The following is a 17499-nucleotide window of genomic DNA, read 5'->3' as shown; positions in this document are numbered from 1 at the left end:
GGCTCAGGCCCGGCAGAGCAGCTCGCCGTGCGGGACGACGAACCAGCCGTCCGGGTGCGCGGCCCAGGCCCGCCAGGCGTCCGAGATCGCGGCCAGCTCGGCCGGCTCGGCGAGGCCGCGGTCGAGGGCCATCCGCCCGACGCCGGTGTGGATCCGGTCCGCCCACATCCCGCCCCAGGCGGCGCGCTCGTCAGCGGTGGCGTAGCACCAGACCGCGGCCGACGGGACCACCTCGGTGAACCCGGCGGCGTGCGCCCAGCCGAGCAGCCGCCGTCCGGCGTCGGGTTCGGCGTCGTTGCCGCGGGCGACCGCCCGGTAGAGCTCCAGCCAGCGGTCCAGCAGCGGATCGGCGGGCCACCAGTGGAAGCCGGCGTAGTCGGCGTCCCGCACCGCGACCAGCCCGCCGGGGCGGGCCACCCGGCGCATCTCGCGCAGCACCGCGACCGGATCGGAGACGTGCTGCAGCACCTGGTGGGCGTGCACGACGTCCCAGCTGTCGTCCGGCTCGGACAGCGCGTAGGCGTCGTCGACCGCGAACTCGGCGGTGACGCCGCGCTCGGCGGCGGCAGCCCTGGCCTGCTCCAGCGGCTCCGGGACCAGCTCGACGCCGCGGACCCGGCCGGGCGCGACCCGCGCCGCCAGGTCGGCGGTGATGCTGCCCGGCCCGCAGCCGACGTCGAGCAGCGACGTGCCCGGCGCGAGATGGTCCAGCAGGTACCCGCAGGAGCTCTCGGCGGTGCGGGCGGCGTGCGAGCGGACGACGACCTCGGGATGGCCGTGGGTGTAGGTGTCGTGCGGCGGCATACCGGCCACCCTGCCCGACATCACCGCGCGCGGCGGATCCGGATCGGCCCCTTCGCCGTCGACGGGTCGACGACGTCGTCCGCCCACCTGCGGCGCCACTCGATCCGCCGCCCGCAGACCGCGCAGCTCTTCTCCTCCACCCGGCCATCGTCGGGCAGGCGCGCCCGGTGCGCCCGGCGACGGTCAGCTCCGGGCCAGCACCGCGGCCTCCAGGGCCTCCCGCATCGCCGGTTCCGGCCCCGGCCGCCCGGTCATCAGCTCGACCTGCGCGACGGCCTGCTGCAGCAGCATCTCCAGGCCGGAGACGATCGTCGCGCCGGCCGCGGCGGCACCGGCGGCGACCACCGTCGGCCACGGCGCGTACACCGCGTCGAGCAGCACGGTGCCCGGCCGCCAGCGGGCCCCGGCGAGCTCGTCGGCGGCGCCCGCGGGCAGCGTGGACACGACGACGTCGGCGCCGTCCAGCACGGTCGCGGCGGCCACCGGGTCCCCGAGCACGGCGTGCACCCGGGCCTCGGAGCCGAGCCGGGCCGCGGTGGCCTGCAGGTCGCCGGTGCGGCCCGCGTCCCGGACCAACACGTCGATCCCGTCGACCTCCAGGTCGTGCAGCCCGGCGAGCGCGGCCTGCGCGGTCCCGCCCGCGCCGAGGATCACCGCGCGCCCGGCGCCCGCCCCGGCGGCGCGCAGCGACTCGGCGATCCCGGTGACGTCGGTGTTGTGCACGGTGCTGCCCTCGTCGGTGAACACCAGCGTGTTGCCCGCCCCGATCGCGGCCGCACCGGGGGAGACGGTGTCGGCGACGTCGAGCACGACCCGCTTGAGCGGCATGGTCAGCGACAGCCCGACCCACTCCGGGCCCAGCCCCGCGACGAACCCGGCCAGGCCGGCCTCGTCGACCTCGAACCGGTCGTAGTGCCAGCCCGCCAGGCCGAGCGCGGCGTAGGCCGCGTTGTGCAGGGCGGGGGACAGCGTGTGCGCGATCGGCGAGCCGAGCACCGCGGCGCGGCGCCCGGATGGGGCGGAGGTGGTCACCCCCGGAGTATCCCTGCCCCCCGGCGCGGGGTCAGCCCAGCCCGGTTCGTCCGGTTGCCCAGTAGGTTCGGCCGGTCACCCGCCGGGGCGGGACCGCCCACTGCCGGGCGTTGCGGCGCAGCATGTGCAGGATCGCGGCGTCCTGCACCGGCACGACGACCGGCACGTCGTCGCGGACCTCGCGGGCCGCCGTGGCCCATCTCACCGCGTTCGCCGGGGCGTTCCGCCGGGTCACCGGCGCCGGGCCGGCTACCTGCCGGCCCCCGGTGAGCGGGCCGGTCGGTGGCGGGGCCACCGGGTCCCGCCGGGGCGCGCACCCAGCCCACCGCACCGGGCCGGCCGGCCGCGGTGGGAGGCTGCCCGGGTGGGCGGAACGGTGCTGGTGTTCGGCGGTCGGAGCGAGATCGGGGTGGCGGTCGCGCAGCGGCTCGCCGGCCGGGAGGCGGACACGGTGGTGCTCGCCGCCCGCCGGGCGGGGGAGCTGGCCGCCGAGACGGCCCGGGTGGCGGCGGCCGGCGCCCGGGTGGAGACCGCCGAGTTCGACGCCGACGACCTCGCCGCGCACCGCCCGCTGATCGACCGGGTGCGGCACCGGCACGGCCGGATCGACGTCGCGGTGGTGGCCTTCGGCATCCTCGGCGACCAGGCCCGCGCCGAGACCGACGCGGCGCACGCGGCCGCGATCGTGCACACCGACTATCTCGCCCAGGTGCACCTGCTGACCGAGCTGGCGCAGGTGCTGCGCGCGCAGGGGAGCGGCACGCTGGTCGTCTACTCCTCGGTCGCCGGGGTGCGGGTGCGCCGGGCGAACTTCGTCTACGGCAGCGCGAAGGCCGGGCTCGACGGCTTCGCGTCCGGCCTGGCCGACGCGCTGCACGGCTCCGGCGTGCGGCTGGTGCTGATCCGGCCCGGCTTCGTGATCGGCCGGATGACCGAGGGGATGAGCCCGGCCCCGCTGTCGTCGACCCCCGACCAGGTCGCCGACGCGACCGTCGCGGCCCTGCGCCGCGGGCGCGGCAACGCCGACGTGTGGGTGCCCGGCACGCTGCGGCTGCTGTTCGCGGTGCTGCGGCTGCTACCGCGGCCGGTGTGGCGCCGGATGCCCCGCTGAGGATGTTCCACGGACCAACGATGTCCCGCGATCGGTGTGTGGCACTTCCACTCGGGTGAGCCGGGTCATATCGTCACGTGCGCATCGACCAGAGACCGAAGTGACGACGACGACGTCGGAGGAGAGCACAGTGGCACACACCCGTGGGGCCGTGGTCCGGAGCGCACCGGGCAAGTTCGAGGTCGTGGATCTCGAGATCGACGACCCGCGCCCGGGCGAGATCGAGGTGAAGATGGTGGCGTCGGGGCTCTGTCACTCCGACGACCACATCGCCACCGGCGACATCCCGGTCGGGACCTACCCGTTCGCCGGCGGCCACGAGGGCTCCGGCATCGTGACCAGGGCCGGCGCGAACAAGAAGGGCCTCAAGGAGGGCGACCACGTCGTCTTCTCCTTCCTGCCCTCCTGCGGGCACTGCCGCTGGTGCGCCAGCGGCATGCAGAACCTCTGCGACCTGGGCGCCGGGCTGCTGGCCGGCACCCGGTGGGAGGAGAACACCACCCGGCTGCGGCTGGCCGAGGACGGCACCCCGGTCGGCCAGATGTGCGGCATCTCCACGTTCTGCGAGACCACCCTGGTCTCCGAGGACTCCTGCGTGAAGGTGCCCGACGACGTCCCGCTCGAGGTCGCCTGCCTGGTCGGCTGCGGCGTCGGCACCGGCTGGGGCTCCGCGGTGAACGCCGGCGGCGTCCAGCCCGGCCACACCACGATCGTGATGGGCATCGGCGGCATCGGCATCAACGCCGTGCAGGGCGCCGCGCACGCCGGGGCGTCCAACATCATCGCGGTCGACCCGGTCGCGCTGAAGCGGGAGTCCGCCCAGCAGCTCGGTGCCACGCACGCCGTGGAGACCATGGAGGAGGCCACCGAGCTGGCCAAGCAGTTCACCAACGGGCAGGGCGCCGACCAGGCGATCATCACCGTCGGCGTGCTGAAGCCGGACCACGTCGGACAGGCGATGGCCTCGATCCGCAAGGCGGGCACGGTCGTCGTGACGGCGCTGGGCGACATCAACTCGACCGAGCCGCTGCCGGTCTCGCTGGCCGACGTCACGCTGTTCCAGAAGCGGATCCAGGGCGCGATGTTCGGCATGTCCAACCCGAACTGGGACATCCTGCGCCAGCTGGAGCTCTACCGCGCCGGTGCGCTGAAGCTCGACGAGCTGGTCACCGCCACCTACACCCTCGACCAGGTCGCCGCGGCCTACGAGGACATGCACGCCGGCAAGAACGTCCGCGGCGTCATCCGCTACTGACACCACCGGCCCAGCGCCCGCCGGGCCCCGGTCCCACCGGACCGGGGTCCGACGCATACTCGGGCCCGTGGACGATCTGCTGCTGCTGGACGGGCACAACGACCTCCCCTGGGCGCTGCGCGAGCTCGGCGGGCCGGAGCCGGACCTGGCCGCGGGCGATCCGCGGCTGCACACCGACCTGCCCCGGCTGCGGGCGGGCGGGGTCGCGGCCCAGTTCTGGTCGGTCTACGTGCCGGGCTCGTTCACCGGTGACCGCGCGGTGACCGCGGTGCTGGAGCAGATCGACCGGGTGCGCGGGCTGGCGGCCCGGCATCCCGACGCGCTCGGCCTGGCCGACGGCGCCGACGACGCCGAGCGGGTGGCCGCCGGCGGCCGGATCGCCTCGCTGATGGGTGCCGAGGGCGGGCACTGCATCGCCAACTCGACGGCCGTGCTGCGCATCCTGCGGGCGCTCGGCGTGCGCTACCTGACGCTGACCCACAACCTGAACAACGACTGGGCCGACTCGGCGACCGACGAGCCCCGGCACGGCGGTCTGACGTCGTTCGGCCGCGAGGTGGTCGCCGAGATGAACCGGCTCGGCATGATCGTCGACCTCTCGCACGTGGCGGCGACGACGATGCACGACGCGCTGGCGGTGTCGTCGGCTCCGGTGCTGTTCACCCATTCCGGGGCCCGCGAGGTCACCGACCATCCGCGCAACGTGCCCGACGACGTGCTGGCCACGATGGCCCGGGGCGGCGGGGTCTGCATGGCGACGTTCGTGCCGCGGTTCGTGTCCGCCCGGGTCGCCGACCGGGACCGGGAGCTGGTGGCCGCGATGGCCGCCGCCGGCGTCGACCACCGCGATCTCGCCGCCCGCAACCGGTTCGCCGGCAGCTGGGACGGACCGCCGGAGCCGCGCGCCGACCTGCACGACGTGGTCGCGCACGTCGAGCACCTGCGGGAGGCGGCGGGCATCGACCACGTCGGGATCGGCGGCGACTTCGACGGCACCGCCGAGCTCCCGGACGGCCTGGCCGACGTGTCCGCCTACCCCCGGCTGTTCGACGCGCTCGCCGACCGCGGCTGGAGCCGCGCCGACCTGGCGAAGCTGGCCGGCCGCAACGCGCTGCGGGTGCTGCGCGCCGCCGACCGCGCCTGACCGGCCGCGCTCCCGCTCGGCCCGATCGGGCGTCAGGGCACGTCCCGCGGCTCGTCGCGGGGGATCGCCAGCGCCGCCGCCGTCGACGCGGCCATCCGCAGCGACCCGACCGCCGTCGGGTGGAACGGATCGGGCCGGTCCAAGCCCTGCAGGTCCGGGCCCATCCGGTCGGCGGACGGCGCGCACAGCGGGGTCAGGATCGGGGCCGCGGTGGTGAAGCCGAACCGGGCGGCACCGTCGGCCAGGACGTCGTTGAGCCTGCGGTTCCGCTCGGCCAGCAGGTCGACCTTGTCCTGGTCCAGGCCCGCGGTGCCGGGCGGGCCCTGCATGTCGGTGCACGCCGGGTCGAACGTGGCCGGGAACGGGTCGTAGGACAGCGTGACGACGACCCGCGGATCGCCGGGCAGCGCGTCCAGGTCGTTGAACAGCGCGCCCACGTCCCGGGCGAACACGGCCAGCCGGGACACGAACTCTCCCTCGGAGAGCCGGTCGTCGCAGGTCTCGGAGCCATAGCAGTACAGCAGGAAGTCCGACCACGCCAGGTCGTTCGGGCCGATCGCGACGACCACCCACTGCAGTCCCTGCACCTGCTTGAGCCGCCCGACCTGCGGATCGACGGTGACCCCGTCGCGCAGCTGCGGCCCGCGCAGCCCGGCGGCGACGCTGGCCCCGGCACAGGCCAGGTTCAGCACCTCCTCGCCGCGCAGCAGCGACAGCTCGGCGGCGGTCGAGTCGGAGCTGCGGGCGCAGGCGGCGTCGTCCGGGGTGATGGTGCCGTCCGGCTGCTCGACCGGCGGGCCGCCGATCCGGGCGGCCCGGGAGTCGCCGATCACCGCGCCGGTGACGCCGGTGACCGGCGGCCCGGCCGGTGACGGGGTCACCGTCGACGCGCCGACCAGGTCGGTCACCGAGGTGACCGAGGCCAGCCCGGACGTGGTGCCGTGCAGGGCGGCGACGCCGGCACCACCCCACAGCAGCACCGACACGGCCACCGCGATCGTCGTCATCCGGCCGATCGGGCCGGCGTGGTCGTCCCAGTGCACGGGTTCGCTGTCGTGGCGCCGGGCCCGGCGTAGCGCGACCAGCAGCCGCGCGCAGCCCATCAGGCCGCTGGCGAGCAGCGCGGTGACGACCATCCCGGCGGCACCCCACAGGTACCAGGTGACGAAGCCGTCGGTGAGCGTGCGGACCGCGTCACCGGCGCCGTCGACGGTGTGCGGGCCGAGCACCGGCCCGTTGTCCTCGGGGCGCTTGAGCGGGCCGATCGAGAGCCGCGGCCGGATCGGGCCGTACACCTGGACGCTGCTGAGATCGAACTCGGCGTTGCCGATCTGCACGATCTGGGCCGGGCCGGACAGCGTCAGCGGCGGCACCCGGGCGCCGACGCCGACATCCTGGCCGAACACCTCGACCTGCTTCTCCGGCGTCGCCATGATCACCAGCGGCACGCCGACGACCGCGATCAGGGCGAGCAGCAGCAGGGTCGGGAGCGACCGGGCCTCGCGCAGCAGGCTGCGGAACCAGGGCGTGCGGGCGGAGCGGACGGGCACCGTCAGCGGGGGTCACCGGGGAGCTGCATGCCCCACATCGTGCCCGGAGGACCGCCCCCGCGTCACGGACGTCGGTCGCCGGGGTGGCGGACGGCACCACCGCGCAGCCGGGGCCGCAGCCGGTCCGGGCCTGCGTTGCGGCCGGCCTCGATGTCGTCGGCGAGCGTGTCGGCGTGCGCGGTCACGCCGTCCAGGTCCAGACCGGCCGGGGCGGGCCGGCCGAGCACCCGCCAGACCCGGATGCCCTCGGCGCCGCGGCGCAGCAGGGCGACCGCGCCGCGGGCGTTGCCGCGCTGGGTGTGGGTCAGCCCGACGGCGAGCTGGGCGAGCGCCCGCCAGAGCTCGCGGCCGTCGTCGGTGCAGTCCTTCCAGGTGCCCTCCAGCACCTCGTGCGCCTGGAACGGCAGGCCCTCGTCGAGCAGCCGCTGTGCTTCGGCGACCGCCTCGTCCGGTGCCAGCACCAGATCCTCGGGCACCCGCTCGACACCGGCTGCGCCGCGGCGGAGCGGCCGGCCGGCGGCGTCCCGGGGGCGGGCGTTGCGGGCACGGCCACGCTCGTCGCGGTCGCGGGTCGCTGTCATGGCCCCGACCCTGCCATCCGGACGGGCACCGGGCACACCGGTGCGGCCCGGTGATGATGTTGCGACACAATCCTGCAGGTGGTCGTCGCCGAGAGTCCGGTCCGGCACGCGGCGGAACCGGGTCGTCCTGCCGGCCGGGGTGCCGTGGCCGCCCGGGTGGCAGCCTGGGTGGTCGCCGTCGGGATCCCCACCGTGGTGCTCGCCTGCCACATGGCGCTCTACGGCCGGTGGCTGGTCGACGACGCCGGGATCACCTTCGCCTACGCCCGGTCGATCGCGGCCGGTGCCGGTCCGGTCCTGCAGCCCGGCGCGGTCCCGGTGGAGGGTTGGTCGAACCCGTCCTGGCTGGCCCTGCTGGTGCTCGCCTCGGCGGCCGGGCTGTTCGACGGCGACAGCTGGTTCGGGGTGTCCGACCTGGTGCTGTTCCCGAAGGCGGCGGCGCCGGCCTGCGGTGCCGGGGTCGCGGTCGCGTTCCACCTGATCGCGCGCGAGATCGTCCCGCGGCGGTGGCGGGCCGCGGTGGTGTCGGCGGTCGCCGGGTCGCAGGTGGCGGCGCTCCCGTCATACGCGGTGTGGATGGCGTCCGGACCGGAGAACCCGCTGCTGGTCCTCGTGACGTCGGTACTGGCGGCGACGCTGGTGCTGTCGGCGTCGTCGTGGTGGCAGATCACCCGCAGCTTCCGGGACGGCCCGACGGTGCCGCTGTGCGCGATCGCCGTCGGGATGGGGGCGGCGCCGAACGCCCGGCCCGGCTCGTCGCGGCGACCACCTACGCCGAGCAGGTCACCCAGCCGCGCCGGGCAGCCGCGAGCGCGGCGCCCCGCTCGGGCTGCGGGAGCCTGCGGCCCGGCTCGACGGAGGCGCTGTCGGTGACCCGGTGATCAGCCGGACTCCAGCGGGCCGAGCTCGGCGGTGAACTCGTCGAGGTAGGCGGCCCAGTCGTCGACCGGGGCGGACGGCCGCACGACGAACTTGGTGATCCCGCCGTCGAGATGCCGGCGGATCAGCTCGGCGGTCCCGTCCCAGCCGATCCCGACCAGCTCGCGGGGATCGGTGTCCGGGCGCTGCAGTGCGGCGCGGGCCAGCGCTGCGTCGGTGTCGGTGCCGGGCTCGGCCAGCCAGATGTTGGTGCCGTAGTGGTCGTCGTCGATCGTGCGGCCGGCGTCCCGGGCGGCCTGCTCGATCACGGCGCGGCCGCGGGCGGTCTCCGCGGGGGTGAGGAAGCTGGCCAGCCAGCCGTCGGCGAGCCGCCCGGCGCGGCGCAGCCCGGCGTCGGCCCGGCCGCCGAACCACAGGTCCAGCGGGCGTGCCGGGCGCGGCACGATCGAGGCGTCGTCGAGGGTGAAGAACTCGCCGTGGTGGGTGACCGAGTCCTCGGTGAGCAGCCTGCGCAGCACGGTGACCGACTCCTCGAACACGGCGGCGAGCCGGCCCGGCACCGGATAGAGCTGGCGGTCGTGCGGGGACGCGGCGCGGATCCCGAACACCGGCAGGATCCGTTTCGGTGCGAGCACCGCCAGCGACGCGAGCTCGGCGGCGAGCAGCATCGGGTTGCGCCCGGGGAGCACCGTGACACCGGTGCCGATCTTCAGCCGCCGGGTGCGGGCGGCGGCCCAGGTGCTCCCGACGGTCGCCTCGATCACCCCGGTGGAGGGCAGATCGGCGAGCCAGAGGGAGTCCACGGCGGACTTGTCGAGGGCATCGAGCAGGTCGTCGAACTCGGTGCCCAGGTCCGGGAGCGAGCGCGCCCCGAGCAGTCCGACGCCGATCCGTACCTTGCCGTGCGGGGAATCGACCACTCACTCCACGTTACGCCCCGACCACTGTCCGGTCACCCCCGTGCGCGGTTCGACGCCGAGTAGAAGATCGTGTCCCGGATGCGGCACAGTGGAGCCCGCCCGTCCCGACGATCCGCCCGGAGGCCGCCCGCATGAACGACCCGACCCTCGTCGCCCGGATCTTCCGGATCGTCGCGATCGCCGAGGCGCTGTCCTGGACCGGGCTGCTCGCCGGGATGTTCGTCAAGTGGGTGCTGGGCGCCAGCGAGCTCGGGGTGCAGGTGTTCGGCCCGGTCCACGGCGCGCTGTTCGTCGTGTACGTGCTGGTCACGCTGTGGACCGCGCGGCTGTTCCGGTGGGACCTGTGGACGACCGCCGTCGGCCTGCTGGCGAGCGTCCCGCCGCTGACCACGATCTGGTTCGAGCGGCACGTCGCGCGGACCGGCCGGCTCGACGCGGGGCCGGCCCGGATGAGGCTCGCCTCTTGACGCCATAGGTAAGCCTCGGCTAACTTCTGTCCGTCGCTTCGTGGTGGGAGCGGCGCGTCAGTTCGGGAATCACGGCCCGGCCGCCATGACCACAGCGGCCGGGTCGTCCCGCGTTCCGGGGCGGGTGCGCGCCTCGGCCGCGGCCGGCCAGGTCCGGCCCCGGTTCCGGCCCGGCACTTGACGTTGAGGTAAGCCTTGGCTAAGTTCAGGCGTGTCGCTTCGTGGTGGGAGCGGCGCGTCAGTTCGGGACGAGGGCCCGGCCGTGGTGATCACAGCGGCCGGGCCCTCACACGTTCCCGGGCTTCCCGGCGCCCGGATCCGGATCGGCCAGCACCTCGTACACCGGCCGCAGCGCCCCGGTCAGCGGCTCCCCACCGGCCCGCAGCCCCGGATCCGGCACCTGGGCGAGCACCGCCCCCGGCTCGGTCTCCGGCGGCCGCGGCGGCACGGCGGCCGCGGCCGGTGCCGACCAGAAGTCCGCCAGCCGGTCGGCGAGCGCCACCGGGGCGGCCGCCCCGGCCGTGCCTGCGGCCCGGTCGCGCTCCTCGCGCAACCGGCCCAGCAGCGTCGCCCGGTCCCGGCCGCGCAGCTCCAGCAGGGTGAACGGATCGGTGTCGCAGCGCTCCGCGAGCAGGTAGAACACCGCGGCCAGGTGCTTGCAGGGCACCATCGCGTCCGGGCACGAGCAGTCCTGCGACAGGTCGTTGCCGACCGCCGGGAACAGCGACATCCCCAGCCCGCCGAGCAGCTCCTCGATCTCGGTCGGCACCGTCCCGGCGAGCAGCGCCGCCGCGTACCAGGCGTCGGCGGCCAGCGCCTCCTCGACCCGGCGCCACTCCGGCTTGTCCCAGACCCGCAACCCGATCCGCACCCGGTAGGGCTGCGGCCGGGTGCCCTGGACCAGCGCGACGGCGGCGCCCGCGTCGACCTCGAACGACACCACCTGGCCGGAGCGGGCGTAGGTCCGCCCGCGGGACAGCCGCCCGCCGACGCCGAGCTGCTCGAGCACCGACAGGAACCGCCCCGACCACCAGGTGCGGGCCACCGGCCCCTTCGGGGCGTGGATCCGGATGCCGCCCTCGACCCGGATCGGGCGGCCGCCCGGGTAGTCCTCCTGCGCCCAGAAAGGCCGGTCACTCATCGGGACCCTCCTGGTCCTCGGCGTCCGCCACCGCGTCCGCGCCGAGCGCGAAGACCTCGCGCAGCTCGGTGACCGACAGCGACGTCAGCCAGTCCTCGCCGTCGGTGACGACCATGTCCGACAGTGACCGCTTCGACGCCACCAGCGTGTCGATCCGCTCCTCGACGGTGCCCGGGCAGACGAACTTGCGGACCTGCACCGACCGCTTCTGCCCGATTCGGAACGCCCGGTCGGTGGCCTGGTCCTCGACGGCCGGGTTCCACCAGCGGTCCAGGTGGATCACGTGGTTCGCCGCGGTCAGCGTCAGCCCGGTGCCGCCCGCCTTGAGCGAGAGCAGGAACACCGACGGCCCGTCCGGCCCCTGGAACCGGGCGACCATCTCGTCGCGCCGCTTCTTCGGCGTGCCGCCGTGCAGGTAGAGCACCTCGGTGTCGAACCGCGCCGACAGGTGCGGGCGCAGCATCGCCGCGAACTCGGTGTACTGGGTGAACAGCAGCGCCTTGTCACCGGCGGCGAGCACCGCCTCCAGGATCTCCTCCAGCCGGGCGACCTTGCCGGAGCGGTGCCGCCCGCCGGCCCGGTGGATCGGCGACCCGTCGTGCAGCAGCTGCGCGGGATGGTTGCAGACCTGCTTGAGCTTGCTCATCGCCGCCAGCACGTTGCCGCGGCGCTCGATGCCGTCGCTGCCCTCGATCCGCTCCATCATGTCGTCGACGACCGTGCGGTACAGCGACGCCTGCTCGCGGGTGAGCCGGTGGTCCTGCACGATCTCGATCTTCTCCGGCAGGTCGTCGATCACCGTCGGATCGGTCTTGACCCGGCGCAGCAGGTAGGGGCGGGTGATCCGGCGCAGCGTGCGCGCCGCGCCGGCGTCGCCGTGCCGCTCGATCGGCACCGCGAACCGCTGCCGGAACACCTCGGGCACGCCGAGCATGCCCGGGTTCAGGAAGTCCAGCACCGACCACAGCTCGGCCAGCCGGTTCTCCATCGGGGTGCCGGTCAGCGCGATCCGGTGCGCCGCGTCGAGCGAGCGCATCGTGCGGGACACCGCGGCGTACGAGTTCTTGATCATCTGGGCCTCGTCGAGGACGAGCCGGTGGAACCGCCACGATCGCAGGTCCTCGGCGTCCCGGGTGGCGGTCGCGTAGGTGGTGACGACGACGTCGACCTCGCCGAACCGCTCGTGCAGCCGGTCGCCGCGGGGCCGGTCCGCGCCGTGGTGGGCGTGCACCCGCAGCGCCGGGGCGAACCGGGCCGCCTCGCGCTGCCAGGTGCCGACCATCGACATCGGGCAGACGATCAGCGTCGGCGCCCCGGCCGCGCCGTCCCCGGGCGCCCGGTCGTGCGCCTCCAGGGCGAGCAGCTGCACGGTCTTGCCCAGGCCCATGTCGTCGGCCAGGCAGGCGCCCAGCCCGAGCGAGGACAGGAACGCCAGCCAGGCGACGCCCCGCTCCTGGTAGGGGCGCAGCGTCGCGGTGAACCCCGGCGGCGAGGGCAGCGGCTCCAGGTCGCGGTCCGCGGTCCCGTCGAGCAGCTCGCCGAGCCGCCCGTGCGCCTGCACGTCGGTCACCGGCAGCGGCGCGTCGACGTCGCCCCGGGCGGCGGCCAGCACGTCGTGCACGGTCGGCGTGCGGTCCCGGGACCGGCGCAGGAAATCCAGGCCGCGGGCCAGCGCGTCCGCGTCGACCGCGACCCAGCGCCCGCGCAGCCGGACCAGCGGCGCCTTCGCGGCGACCAGCGCGGCGATCTCCGTCTCGCCCAGCTCGTCGTCGCCGACCGCGATCGACCAGCGGAAGGTGGCCAGCTCGTCGCGGCCCAGACCGCCCCGGGTGACCACGCCGGGCGCCGCCGACGACGACGCCGACAGCTTCAGCCCGAGCGTGCGCGCGCCGTCCCAGCCGCGCGGCAGGGCGACCCCGAACCCGGCGGCCAGCAGCGCGGGCGCGTCCCGGGTGAGGAACCGGTGCGCGCCATCGACGTCGAGCGCCAGCTCGGCGGGCCGGGGGCTGCGCAGGGCCCTGACCAGCGCCGGCAGCACCTGCGCGGCCCGGCCCAGCTCGGCGAGCAGCACCTCCTGCGCGCCGGTGACCAGGTCGTCGGCGGTGCCCGCCCAGACGTCGGCGGCGTCGATCTGCAGGCTCGGGTCCTCGGTGGACTGCAGCACGAACTGCAGCTCCCAGCGGGTGCCGTCGCCGGTCTGGTCCAGCTGGTCCGGCCCGGGATCGGCCGGATCGTGCATCGACGAGACCTCCGCCAGCCGGAACAGCGCGGTGCCCGCGCCGGGCTGCTCGCGGCCGACCCCGGCCCACTCGTCGAGCGCGTCGCGCAGCGCGCCGAGCCCGGCCGATCCGGCGGCGACCACCGGGTCCGGGCCGGTGAGTGCGTGCAGCAGCGCGGCCGCCGAGTCCGGCCGCGCGGGCAGCAGCACCGGCATCGACGGCGACCGGCCCAGCCGCTCGCGGACCGCGGCGTCGGTGAACCTGGACAGCGCCGAGTCCACCAGCTCCTCCGGGTCGGCACCGGCGGCGTCGCCCGGGCGCCGCTGCTCGGCGCGGGCCACCGGCGGCAGCCTGCGCACCAGATCGGCCCGGGCCACCGCGTCGAGCCCCTGGACCACCGGCCGCCAGCGGGCCACCGGCCGGCCGGCCTCGGTGCGCAGCACCGGTAGCACCCGCCCGCGGGCGGCCAGCTCCGCGGCGAACGCCGCCAGCTCCGCAAGATGGGCGACGTCGTCGCCGTAGCGCACGTCGGCCGACAGGTCGGTCAGCTCGGACGGGTCGACCAGCACCGCCGGGACCGTCCACGGTGCCAGCGTGAGGGCGCTGCGGGAGCGGGCCCTGGCGGTGGACCGGACCAGGCCGGGGGAGTCCTGCGGGCCGCCCGGGTGGGAGGGCAGCAGCACCGTGACCGAGGCGTTGCGGCCCGGGTGCACCGCGGCCAGCTCGTCGGACGGCACCGCGAACGGGTGCGGGCGGGCGGTGCGCAGCGACCGCCGGGTGGTGCGGGCCGGGCGTTCGCCGTCCTCCGCCCAGAGCAGCACACCGCGGCCGGGGGAGTGGAGGGCGTGGACGACGAGCACACCCCCACGCTAGAGGCCACCCCCGACAGCGAGCGCACGCAGGAGCGCCGCGGCCGCCGAGCACGCCTCGTCGGTGATCACGTGCTCGTCGCCGGGCTCGATCCGCAGGTCCACCGCGGCGCCGCCGGCGGTGAGCAGCGCGGCGGTCTGCTCGACCCGGCGGCGCGGCACCCACGGGTCGTCCGCGATCGACCGCAGCACCGCCGGGGTGCCGGCCAGCGATCCCGGCGGCGGCGCGGGCAGCGGGTCCGGGCCGACGAAGCCGCCGGTGAACAGCACCAGCCCGGCGAGCGGGGCGGTGCGGCGGGCGAGCACGTGGTGCGCGGCCAGGCAGGCGCCCTGGGAGAAGCCCCAGAGCACCACCCGGTCCCGGTCGTGGCCCTCGGCGGCGAGCCGGTCCAGCCGGTCGTCGACCACGTCGAGCGCGGCCTGCAGGGCGGCCCGGTTCTCCTCGAACGGCTCCAGGAACGGCTTCGGGTACCAGGAGCCGCCGGGCGCGCGCGGTGCGGCGAACCGCGCCGGGACCGGCCCGAACCGGCTCGCCGTCGCCCGCATGTCCGCCGGGTCGCGGTCCCGCCCGTGCAGGGCGAGCACCGTGACCGGGGCGGCCGGGTCGCCCCAGCGGAGCATCAGATCTCGATCGGCTCGAGCCTGCCGAAGATCTCCTCGCGGCGGTGCTCGAACTGCTCGGGGAGCTGGAACCGGGTGCCGAGCTCCTGCGGGGACTCGTCGCAGGTCCAGCCGCCTTCGGGATGGGTGACGGCGAGCTCGAACAGCGCCCCGCCGGGCGTCCGGACGTAGACGCTCTTGAAGTACTTGCGGTCCTTCAGCTCGGAGATGTCGGTGTAGCCGGCCCCCTCGATCGCGAACTTCACCTCGTCCTGGTTGCGCAGGTCCGACACGTTCCACGCGAAGTGGTGGTGGGTGCCCGCGCCGTAGCGCCAGGTGCCCTGGTCGTCGCGCCGGTTGACGGTGATCTCCAGGTGGTTGCCGAACTTCGCGTCGCCGATCTGCAGGGCGGCGACGTCGCCCTCCTCGACCGGGGCGCCCTGGGCGAAGAACGACTCGTCGGCGAACTCGACCATCCGGTCCGGGGTGGTGACGTGCAGCCCGACGCCGTGGATGCCGTGGATCGCGTGCTCCGGCGGGACGCCGTGGCCGGGATGGCCGGTCCGCGGGTCGCCCGCGTTCGGCACGAACACGTACTCGATGCCGGACGGGTGCCGGAACGCCAGCCGCCTGCGGCCGAACCGCTCGGTGTCGGCGACCTCGACGTCGTGCGCGGTCAGCCGGCGGGACCAGAACTCCAGCGAGCCCTCCGGGACCGACAGCAGCACCTCGCGGGCCTGGTTGGTGCCGCGGGTGCCGAACTGGCCCGCCTGCGCCCACGGGAACGTGGTGACCACACTGGACGGGTCGCCGTCGGCGTTGGAGTAGTAGAGGTGGTAGATCGGCAGTGACCCGTCGAAGAGCACGGTGCGCTTGATGAAGCGCATCCCCAGGATCCGGACGTGGAAGTCGACGTCCTCCTGGGCGTGCCCCACGGACAGGGTCACGTGGTGCGAGCCCTCGACATGGGCCATGGCTGAGCCTCCGCTGCGTCGCCGGATCGGTCGGTCCCGACGGTAGGAACCGGGCCGCCCGGTGCGCATCGGCGGGCAGCGCAGGAACCTGTCGTGTCCGTGCACGGCGGGCTACCGTGGGCGATCGTGGGCCACCGGGTGACGACGACCGATCTCGCCGACGCCGTCCCGGCGGCCGGGGCCGTGCAGCGGTTCGTGCCGTGGACGGCCGCGGTCCGCGAGGGCATCGCCGGGTTCGGCTTCGAGTGCGAGCGGCCGCAGCTGTTCACCGGGTCGGTCGGGACCCGCTCGGCGGACGGCGTCGATCTGGTGACGCTCAGCGGCGCCGGGCACGCCGCCGACCGGGACGCCGGTGAGATCGCCGTCGCCGACACCGGCTGCTACGTGCTGAGCCTGCAGCTCGCCGGCGGTTCCCGGGTGACCCAGGACGGGCGGACGGCGGTGCTCGGGCCCGGCCGGTACGCGCTCTACGACGCGTCCCGCCCGGTCCGGGTGGTCGCCGCCGACGGGTACCGGGCGCTGTGCGTACGGTTCGCGCACGACCGGGTCGAGCCGCGCGGCGGCGAGCCGCTGACCGGGATCACCGCGACCGCGTTCGACTACCGGCCGGGGCTGGCGGCCACCGTGTGGGACACCGTGATCAGCCTCAACCGGAACCTGCCCGCGCTGGGCCCGCACGGGGCGCTCGCCATGCGCGGCGCGATGGACCTGGTCGGGGTGCTGCTGCGGACGGCCGCCGGGGCCGAGCCGCAGCCGCGGTGCGACCTGCTGGACCGGATCAAGGCGCACGTCGACGTCCATCTCGGCGATCCCGATCTCAGCCCGGCCGGGATCGCCGCCGCGCACTACGTCTCGCCCCGGCACCTGCACAACCTGTTCGCCGGGACCGGCACCAGTGCCGCGGCGTGGATCCGGTCCCGGCGGGTGGAGATGTGCCGCCGCGACCTGGCCGACCCCTCGGCGGCCGCGGTGCCCGCGGCGGCGATCGGGGCCCGCTGGGGCTTCCGCGGGCCGTCGCACTTCGGCCAGGTGTTCAAGCGGGAGACCGGACTGACCCCGGCCGCCTACCGGGAACGCGCCACCGCCCAGCCGGCTGCCCAGCCGGCTGCTCAGCCCGCGGCGAGCAGTTCGTCGAGCTGCTCGTAGCCCTCCCGCACCCCGACCTCCATGCCGGAGGCGAGCATCCCGTCGCGGGCCTCGAAGGAGTCGAACAGCGACGTGCCGACCAGCCGGCTGCGGCCGCCGTCGAGCGGGGTGACGGTGAGCGTCTCCAGGCAGACGCCGTCCGGGAAGCCCTCGAAGGTGAACGTCTGCACGATCCGTTCCGGCGCCCTGACCTCGTGGAACGATCCGTAGAAGCGGTACTCGCCGTCGGCGTCGGCGTGCGTGTAGCGGTAGCCGCCGCCGGTCTCGGCGTCCCAGCGCTGCACGGTCATCGTCAGGTTGCGCGGGCCGAGCCAGCGCCGCACCTTCTCGACGTCGACGTGCGCGTCGAAGACCCGGTCCGGCGGGGCGTCGAACTCGCGGGTGACGCGGACCATCGGAAGGTCCGGGCTCTGGCGCACTTTGCGTGATGGGGCGCGTGGGCCTGGACTCAGCGGGCGTGGAGGACGCGGGTGCGGAGCAGCTCGAAGCCGGCTCGGCCGAACATCTGACGCTTCAGCATTTTGATCTTGTTGACGGTGCCCTCGACCCGTCCGGAGCTGTGGTCGAGGGTCAGCCCGGCTTGGACGGCGTCGTGGTCGCGACGCAGGTTGCGGGCGAACCCGGCGATCGGGGTGAGGTCGTCGACCTCGACCGTGTCGATCCAGCCGTCGAGCTGGTGACCGGTGCGGCCAGTCATCATCGTGGCGAACTCTCGGACGTGGCCGGTCAGCCTGTCCAGGTTGGGGTCGGCTCTGCGGAGCCGGGCGAGCCGGATGGCGTCGTCAGTGGCCAGCCGGTCGGGGTGAG

At 75.3% G+C, this 17499-nt stretch carries 19 protein-coding genes; 6 read left to right on the top strand and 13 right to left on the bottom strand.

The features are described 5' to 3' along the window. Positions 1-3: 3 nt before the first annotated feature. From ABZ881_RS10730 to ABZ881_RS10715, 4 genes are read right to left on the bottom strand one after another with little or no spacing between them, the layout of a single operon-like run. Positions 4-804, bottom strand: coding sequence for a methyltransferase domain-containing protein (locus tag ABZ881_RS10730; protein WP_358483623.1), 801 nt, complete (start codon positions 802-804; stop codon positions 4-6). A gap of 20 nt (positions 805-824) precedes the next feature. Continuing rightward, the gene (locus tag ABZ881_RS10725; protein ID WP_358483621.1) at positions 825-944 is read right to left on the bottom strand and encodes a DUF2256 domain-containing protein; all 120 of its coding nucleotides are present in this window, start codon (positions 942-944) and stop codon (positions 825-827) included. A 43-nt stretch (positions 945-987) separates the two neighbouring features. Then, the gene (locus tag ABZ881_RS10720; protein WP_358483620.1) at positions 988-1836 is read right to left on the bottom strand and encodes a shikimate dehydrogenase; all 849 of its coding nucleotides are present in this window, start codon (positions 1834-1836) and stop codon (positions 988-990) included. Positions 1837-1867: 31 nt separating this feature from the next. After that, the gene (locus ABZ881_RS10715; protein ID WP_358483618.1) at positions 1868-2041 is read right to left on the bottom strand and encodes a hypothetical protein; all 174 of its coding nucleotides are present in this window, start codon (positions 2039-2041) and stop codon (positions 1868-1870) included. Positions 2042-2200: 159 nt separating this feature from the next. Between ABZ881_RS10715 and ABZ881_RS10710 the strand changes: the two genes are divergently transcribed. The 3 genes from ABZ881_RS10710 to ABZ881_RS10700 all read left to right on the top strand — a co-directional run bounded on the left by ABZ881_RS10710 (position 2201) and on the right by ABZ881_RS10700 (position 5346). Next, positions 2201-2947 (top strand): SDR family NAD(P)-dependent oxidoreductase, encoded by a 747-nt coding sequence (locus ABZ881_RS10710; RefSeq protein ID WP_358483616.1) that lies wholly within the window; start codon positions 2201-2203, stop codon positions 2945-2947. 130 nt (positions 2948-3077) lie between these two features. Continuing rightward, positions 3078-4202 carry an NDMA-dependent alcohol dehydrogenase gene (locus tag ABZ881_RS10705; protein WP_358483614.1) on the top strand — a complete coding sequence of 375 codons (1125 nt, stop codon included), beginning with the start codon at positions 3078-3080 and terminating at the stop codon, positions 4200-4202. Between the two features lie 67 nt (positions 4203-4269). Then, on the top strand, positions 4270-5346 hold the full coding sequence (locus tag ABZ881_RS10700) for a dipeptidase (RefSeq protein ID WP_358483613.1): 1077 nt from the start codon (positions 4270-4272) through the stop codon (positions 5344-5346). Between the two features lie 32 nt (positions 5347-5378). Here the strand turns inward: ABZ881_RS10700 and ABZ881_RS10695 are convergent, their stop codons facing one another. Continuing rightward, positions 5379-6896: a GDSL-type esterase/lipase family protein gene (locus ABZ881_RS10695; protein ID WP_358483611.1), complete on the bottom strand. Its 1518-nt coding sequence runs from the start codon at positions 6894-6896 to the stop codon at positions 5379-5381. Between the two features lie 62 nt (positions 6897-6958). Continuing rightward, on the bottom strand, positions 6959-7477 hold the full coding sequence (locus ABZ881_RS10690) for a DUF309 domain-containing protein (RefSeq protein ID WP_358483610.1): 519 nt from the start codon (positions 7475-7477) through the stop codon (positions 6959-6961). A gap of 144 nt (positions 7478-7621) precedes the next feature. Here ABZ881_RS10690 and ABZ881_RS10685 point away from each other — a divergent pair, with 144 nt between their 5' ends. After that, on the top strand, positions 7622-8350 hold the full coding sequence (locus ABZ881_RS10685) for a hypothetical protein (protein WP_358483608.1): 729 nt from the start codon (positions 7622-7624) through the stop codon (positions 8348-8350). 8 nt (positions 8351-8358) lie between these two features. On the opposite strand, the gene ABZ881_RS10680 is transcribed toward ABZ881_RS10685, so the two are convergent. Continuing rightward, positions 8359-9276 carry a TIGR03854 family LLM class F420-dependent oxidoreductase gene (locus ABZ881_RS10680; RefSeq protein WP_358483606.1) on the bottom strand — a complete coding sequence of 306 codons (918 nt, stop codon included), beginning with the start codon at positions 9274-9276 and terminating at the stop codon, positions 8359-8361. 131 nt (positions 9277-9407) lie between these two features. Between ABZ881_RS10680 and ABZ881_RS10675 the strand changes: the two genes are divergently transcribed. Then, on the top strand, positions 9408-9743 hold the full coding sequence (locus ABZ881_RS10675; protein ID WP_358483604.1) for a DUF3817 domain-containing protein: 336 nt from the start codon (positions 9408-9410) through the stop codon (positions 9741-9743). Positions 9744-10029: 286 nt separating this feature from the next. On the opposite strand, the gene ABZ881_RS10670 is transcribed toward ABZ881_RS10675, so the two are convergent. The 4 genes from ABZ881_RS10670 to ABZ881_RS10655 are packed head-to-tail and all read right to left on the bottom strand — an operon-like array spanning position 10030 to position 15546. Further along, complete coding sequence (locus ABZ881_RS10670) at positions 10030-10884, bottom strand: SWIM zinc finger family protein (protein WP_358483602.1); 855 nt, start codon at positions 10882-10884, stop codon at positions 10030-10032. After that, positions 10877-13963, bottom strand: coding sequence for an SNF2-related protein (locus ABZ881_RS10665; RefSeq protein ID WP_358483601.1), 3087 nt, complete (start codon positions 13961-13963; stop codon positions 10877-10879). The genes ABZ881_RS10670 and ABZ881_RS10665 overlap by 8 nt, the downstream gene beginning before the upstream one ends. Positions 13964-13972: 9 nt before the next feature. Then, positions 13973-14593 (bottom strand): phospholipase, encoded by a 621-nt coding sequence (locus tag ABZ881_RS10660; RefSeq protein ID WP_358483599.1) that lies wholly within the window; start codon positions 14591-14593, stop codon positions 13973-13975. Continuing rightward, positions 14593-15546 (bottom strand): VOC family protein, encoded by a 954-nt coding sequence (locus ABZ881_RS10655; protein ID WP_358483598.1) that lies wholly within the window; start codon positions 15544-15546, stop codon positions 14593-14595. The genes ABZ881_RS10660 and ABZ881_RS10655 overlap by 1 nt, the downstream gene beginning before the upstream one ends. Positions 15547-15639: 93 nt before the next feature. On the opposite strand from ABZ881_RS10655, the gene ABZ881_RS10650 reads away from it, so the two are divergent. Next, positions 15640-16692 carry a helix-turn-helix domain-containing protein gene (locus ABZ881_RS10650; protein ID WP_358483596.1) on the top strand — a complete coding sequence of 351 codons (1053 nt, stop codon included), beginning with the start codon at positions 15640-15642 and terminating at the stop codon, positions 16690-16692. On the opposite strand, the gene ABZ881_RS10645 is transcribed toward ABZ881_RS10650, so the two are convergent. Both ABZ881_RS10645 and ABZ881_RS10640 read right to left on the bottom strand, forming a co-directional pair. Next, the gene (locus ABZ881_RS10645) at positions 16656-17087 is read right to left on the bottom strand and encodes an SRPBCC family protein (RefSeq protein ID WP_358483594.1); all 432 of its coding nucleotides are present in this window, start codon (positions 17085-17087) and stop codon (positions 16656-16658) included. The two genes, ABZ881_RS10650 and ABZ881_RS10645, sit on opposite strands and share 37 nt — an antisense overlap. Positions 17088-17140: 53 nt before the next feature. Continuing rightward, positions 17141-17499 (bottom strand): transposase (locus ABZ881_RS10640; protein ID WP_358483592.1); only part of this gene is annotated, 359 nt, incomplete at its 5' end.

It is taken from the genome of Pseudonocardia sp. NPDC046786, from assembly GCF_040645415.1.
GTDB lineage: Bacteria > Actinomycetota > Actinomycetes > Mycobacteriales > Pseudonocardiaceae > Pseudonocardia > Pseudonocardia kongjuensis.
Note: the sequence above shows the minus strand (reverse complement) of the source record. Positions and strands in the feature narration are given on the sequence as shown.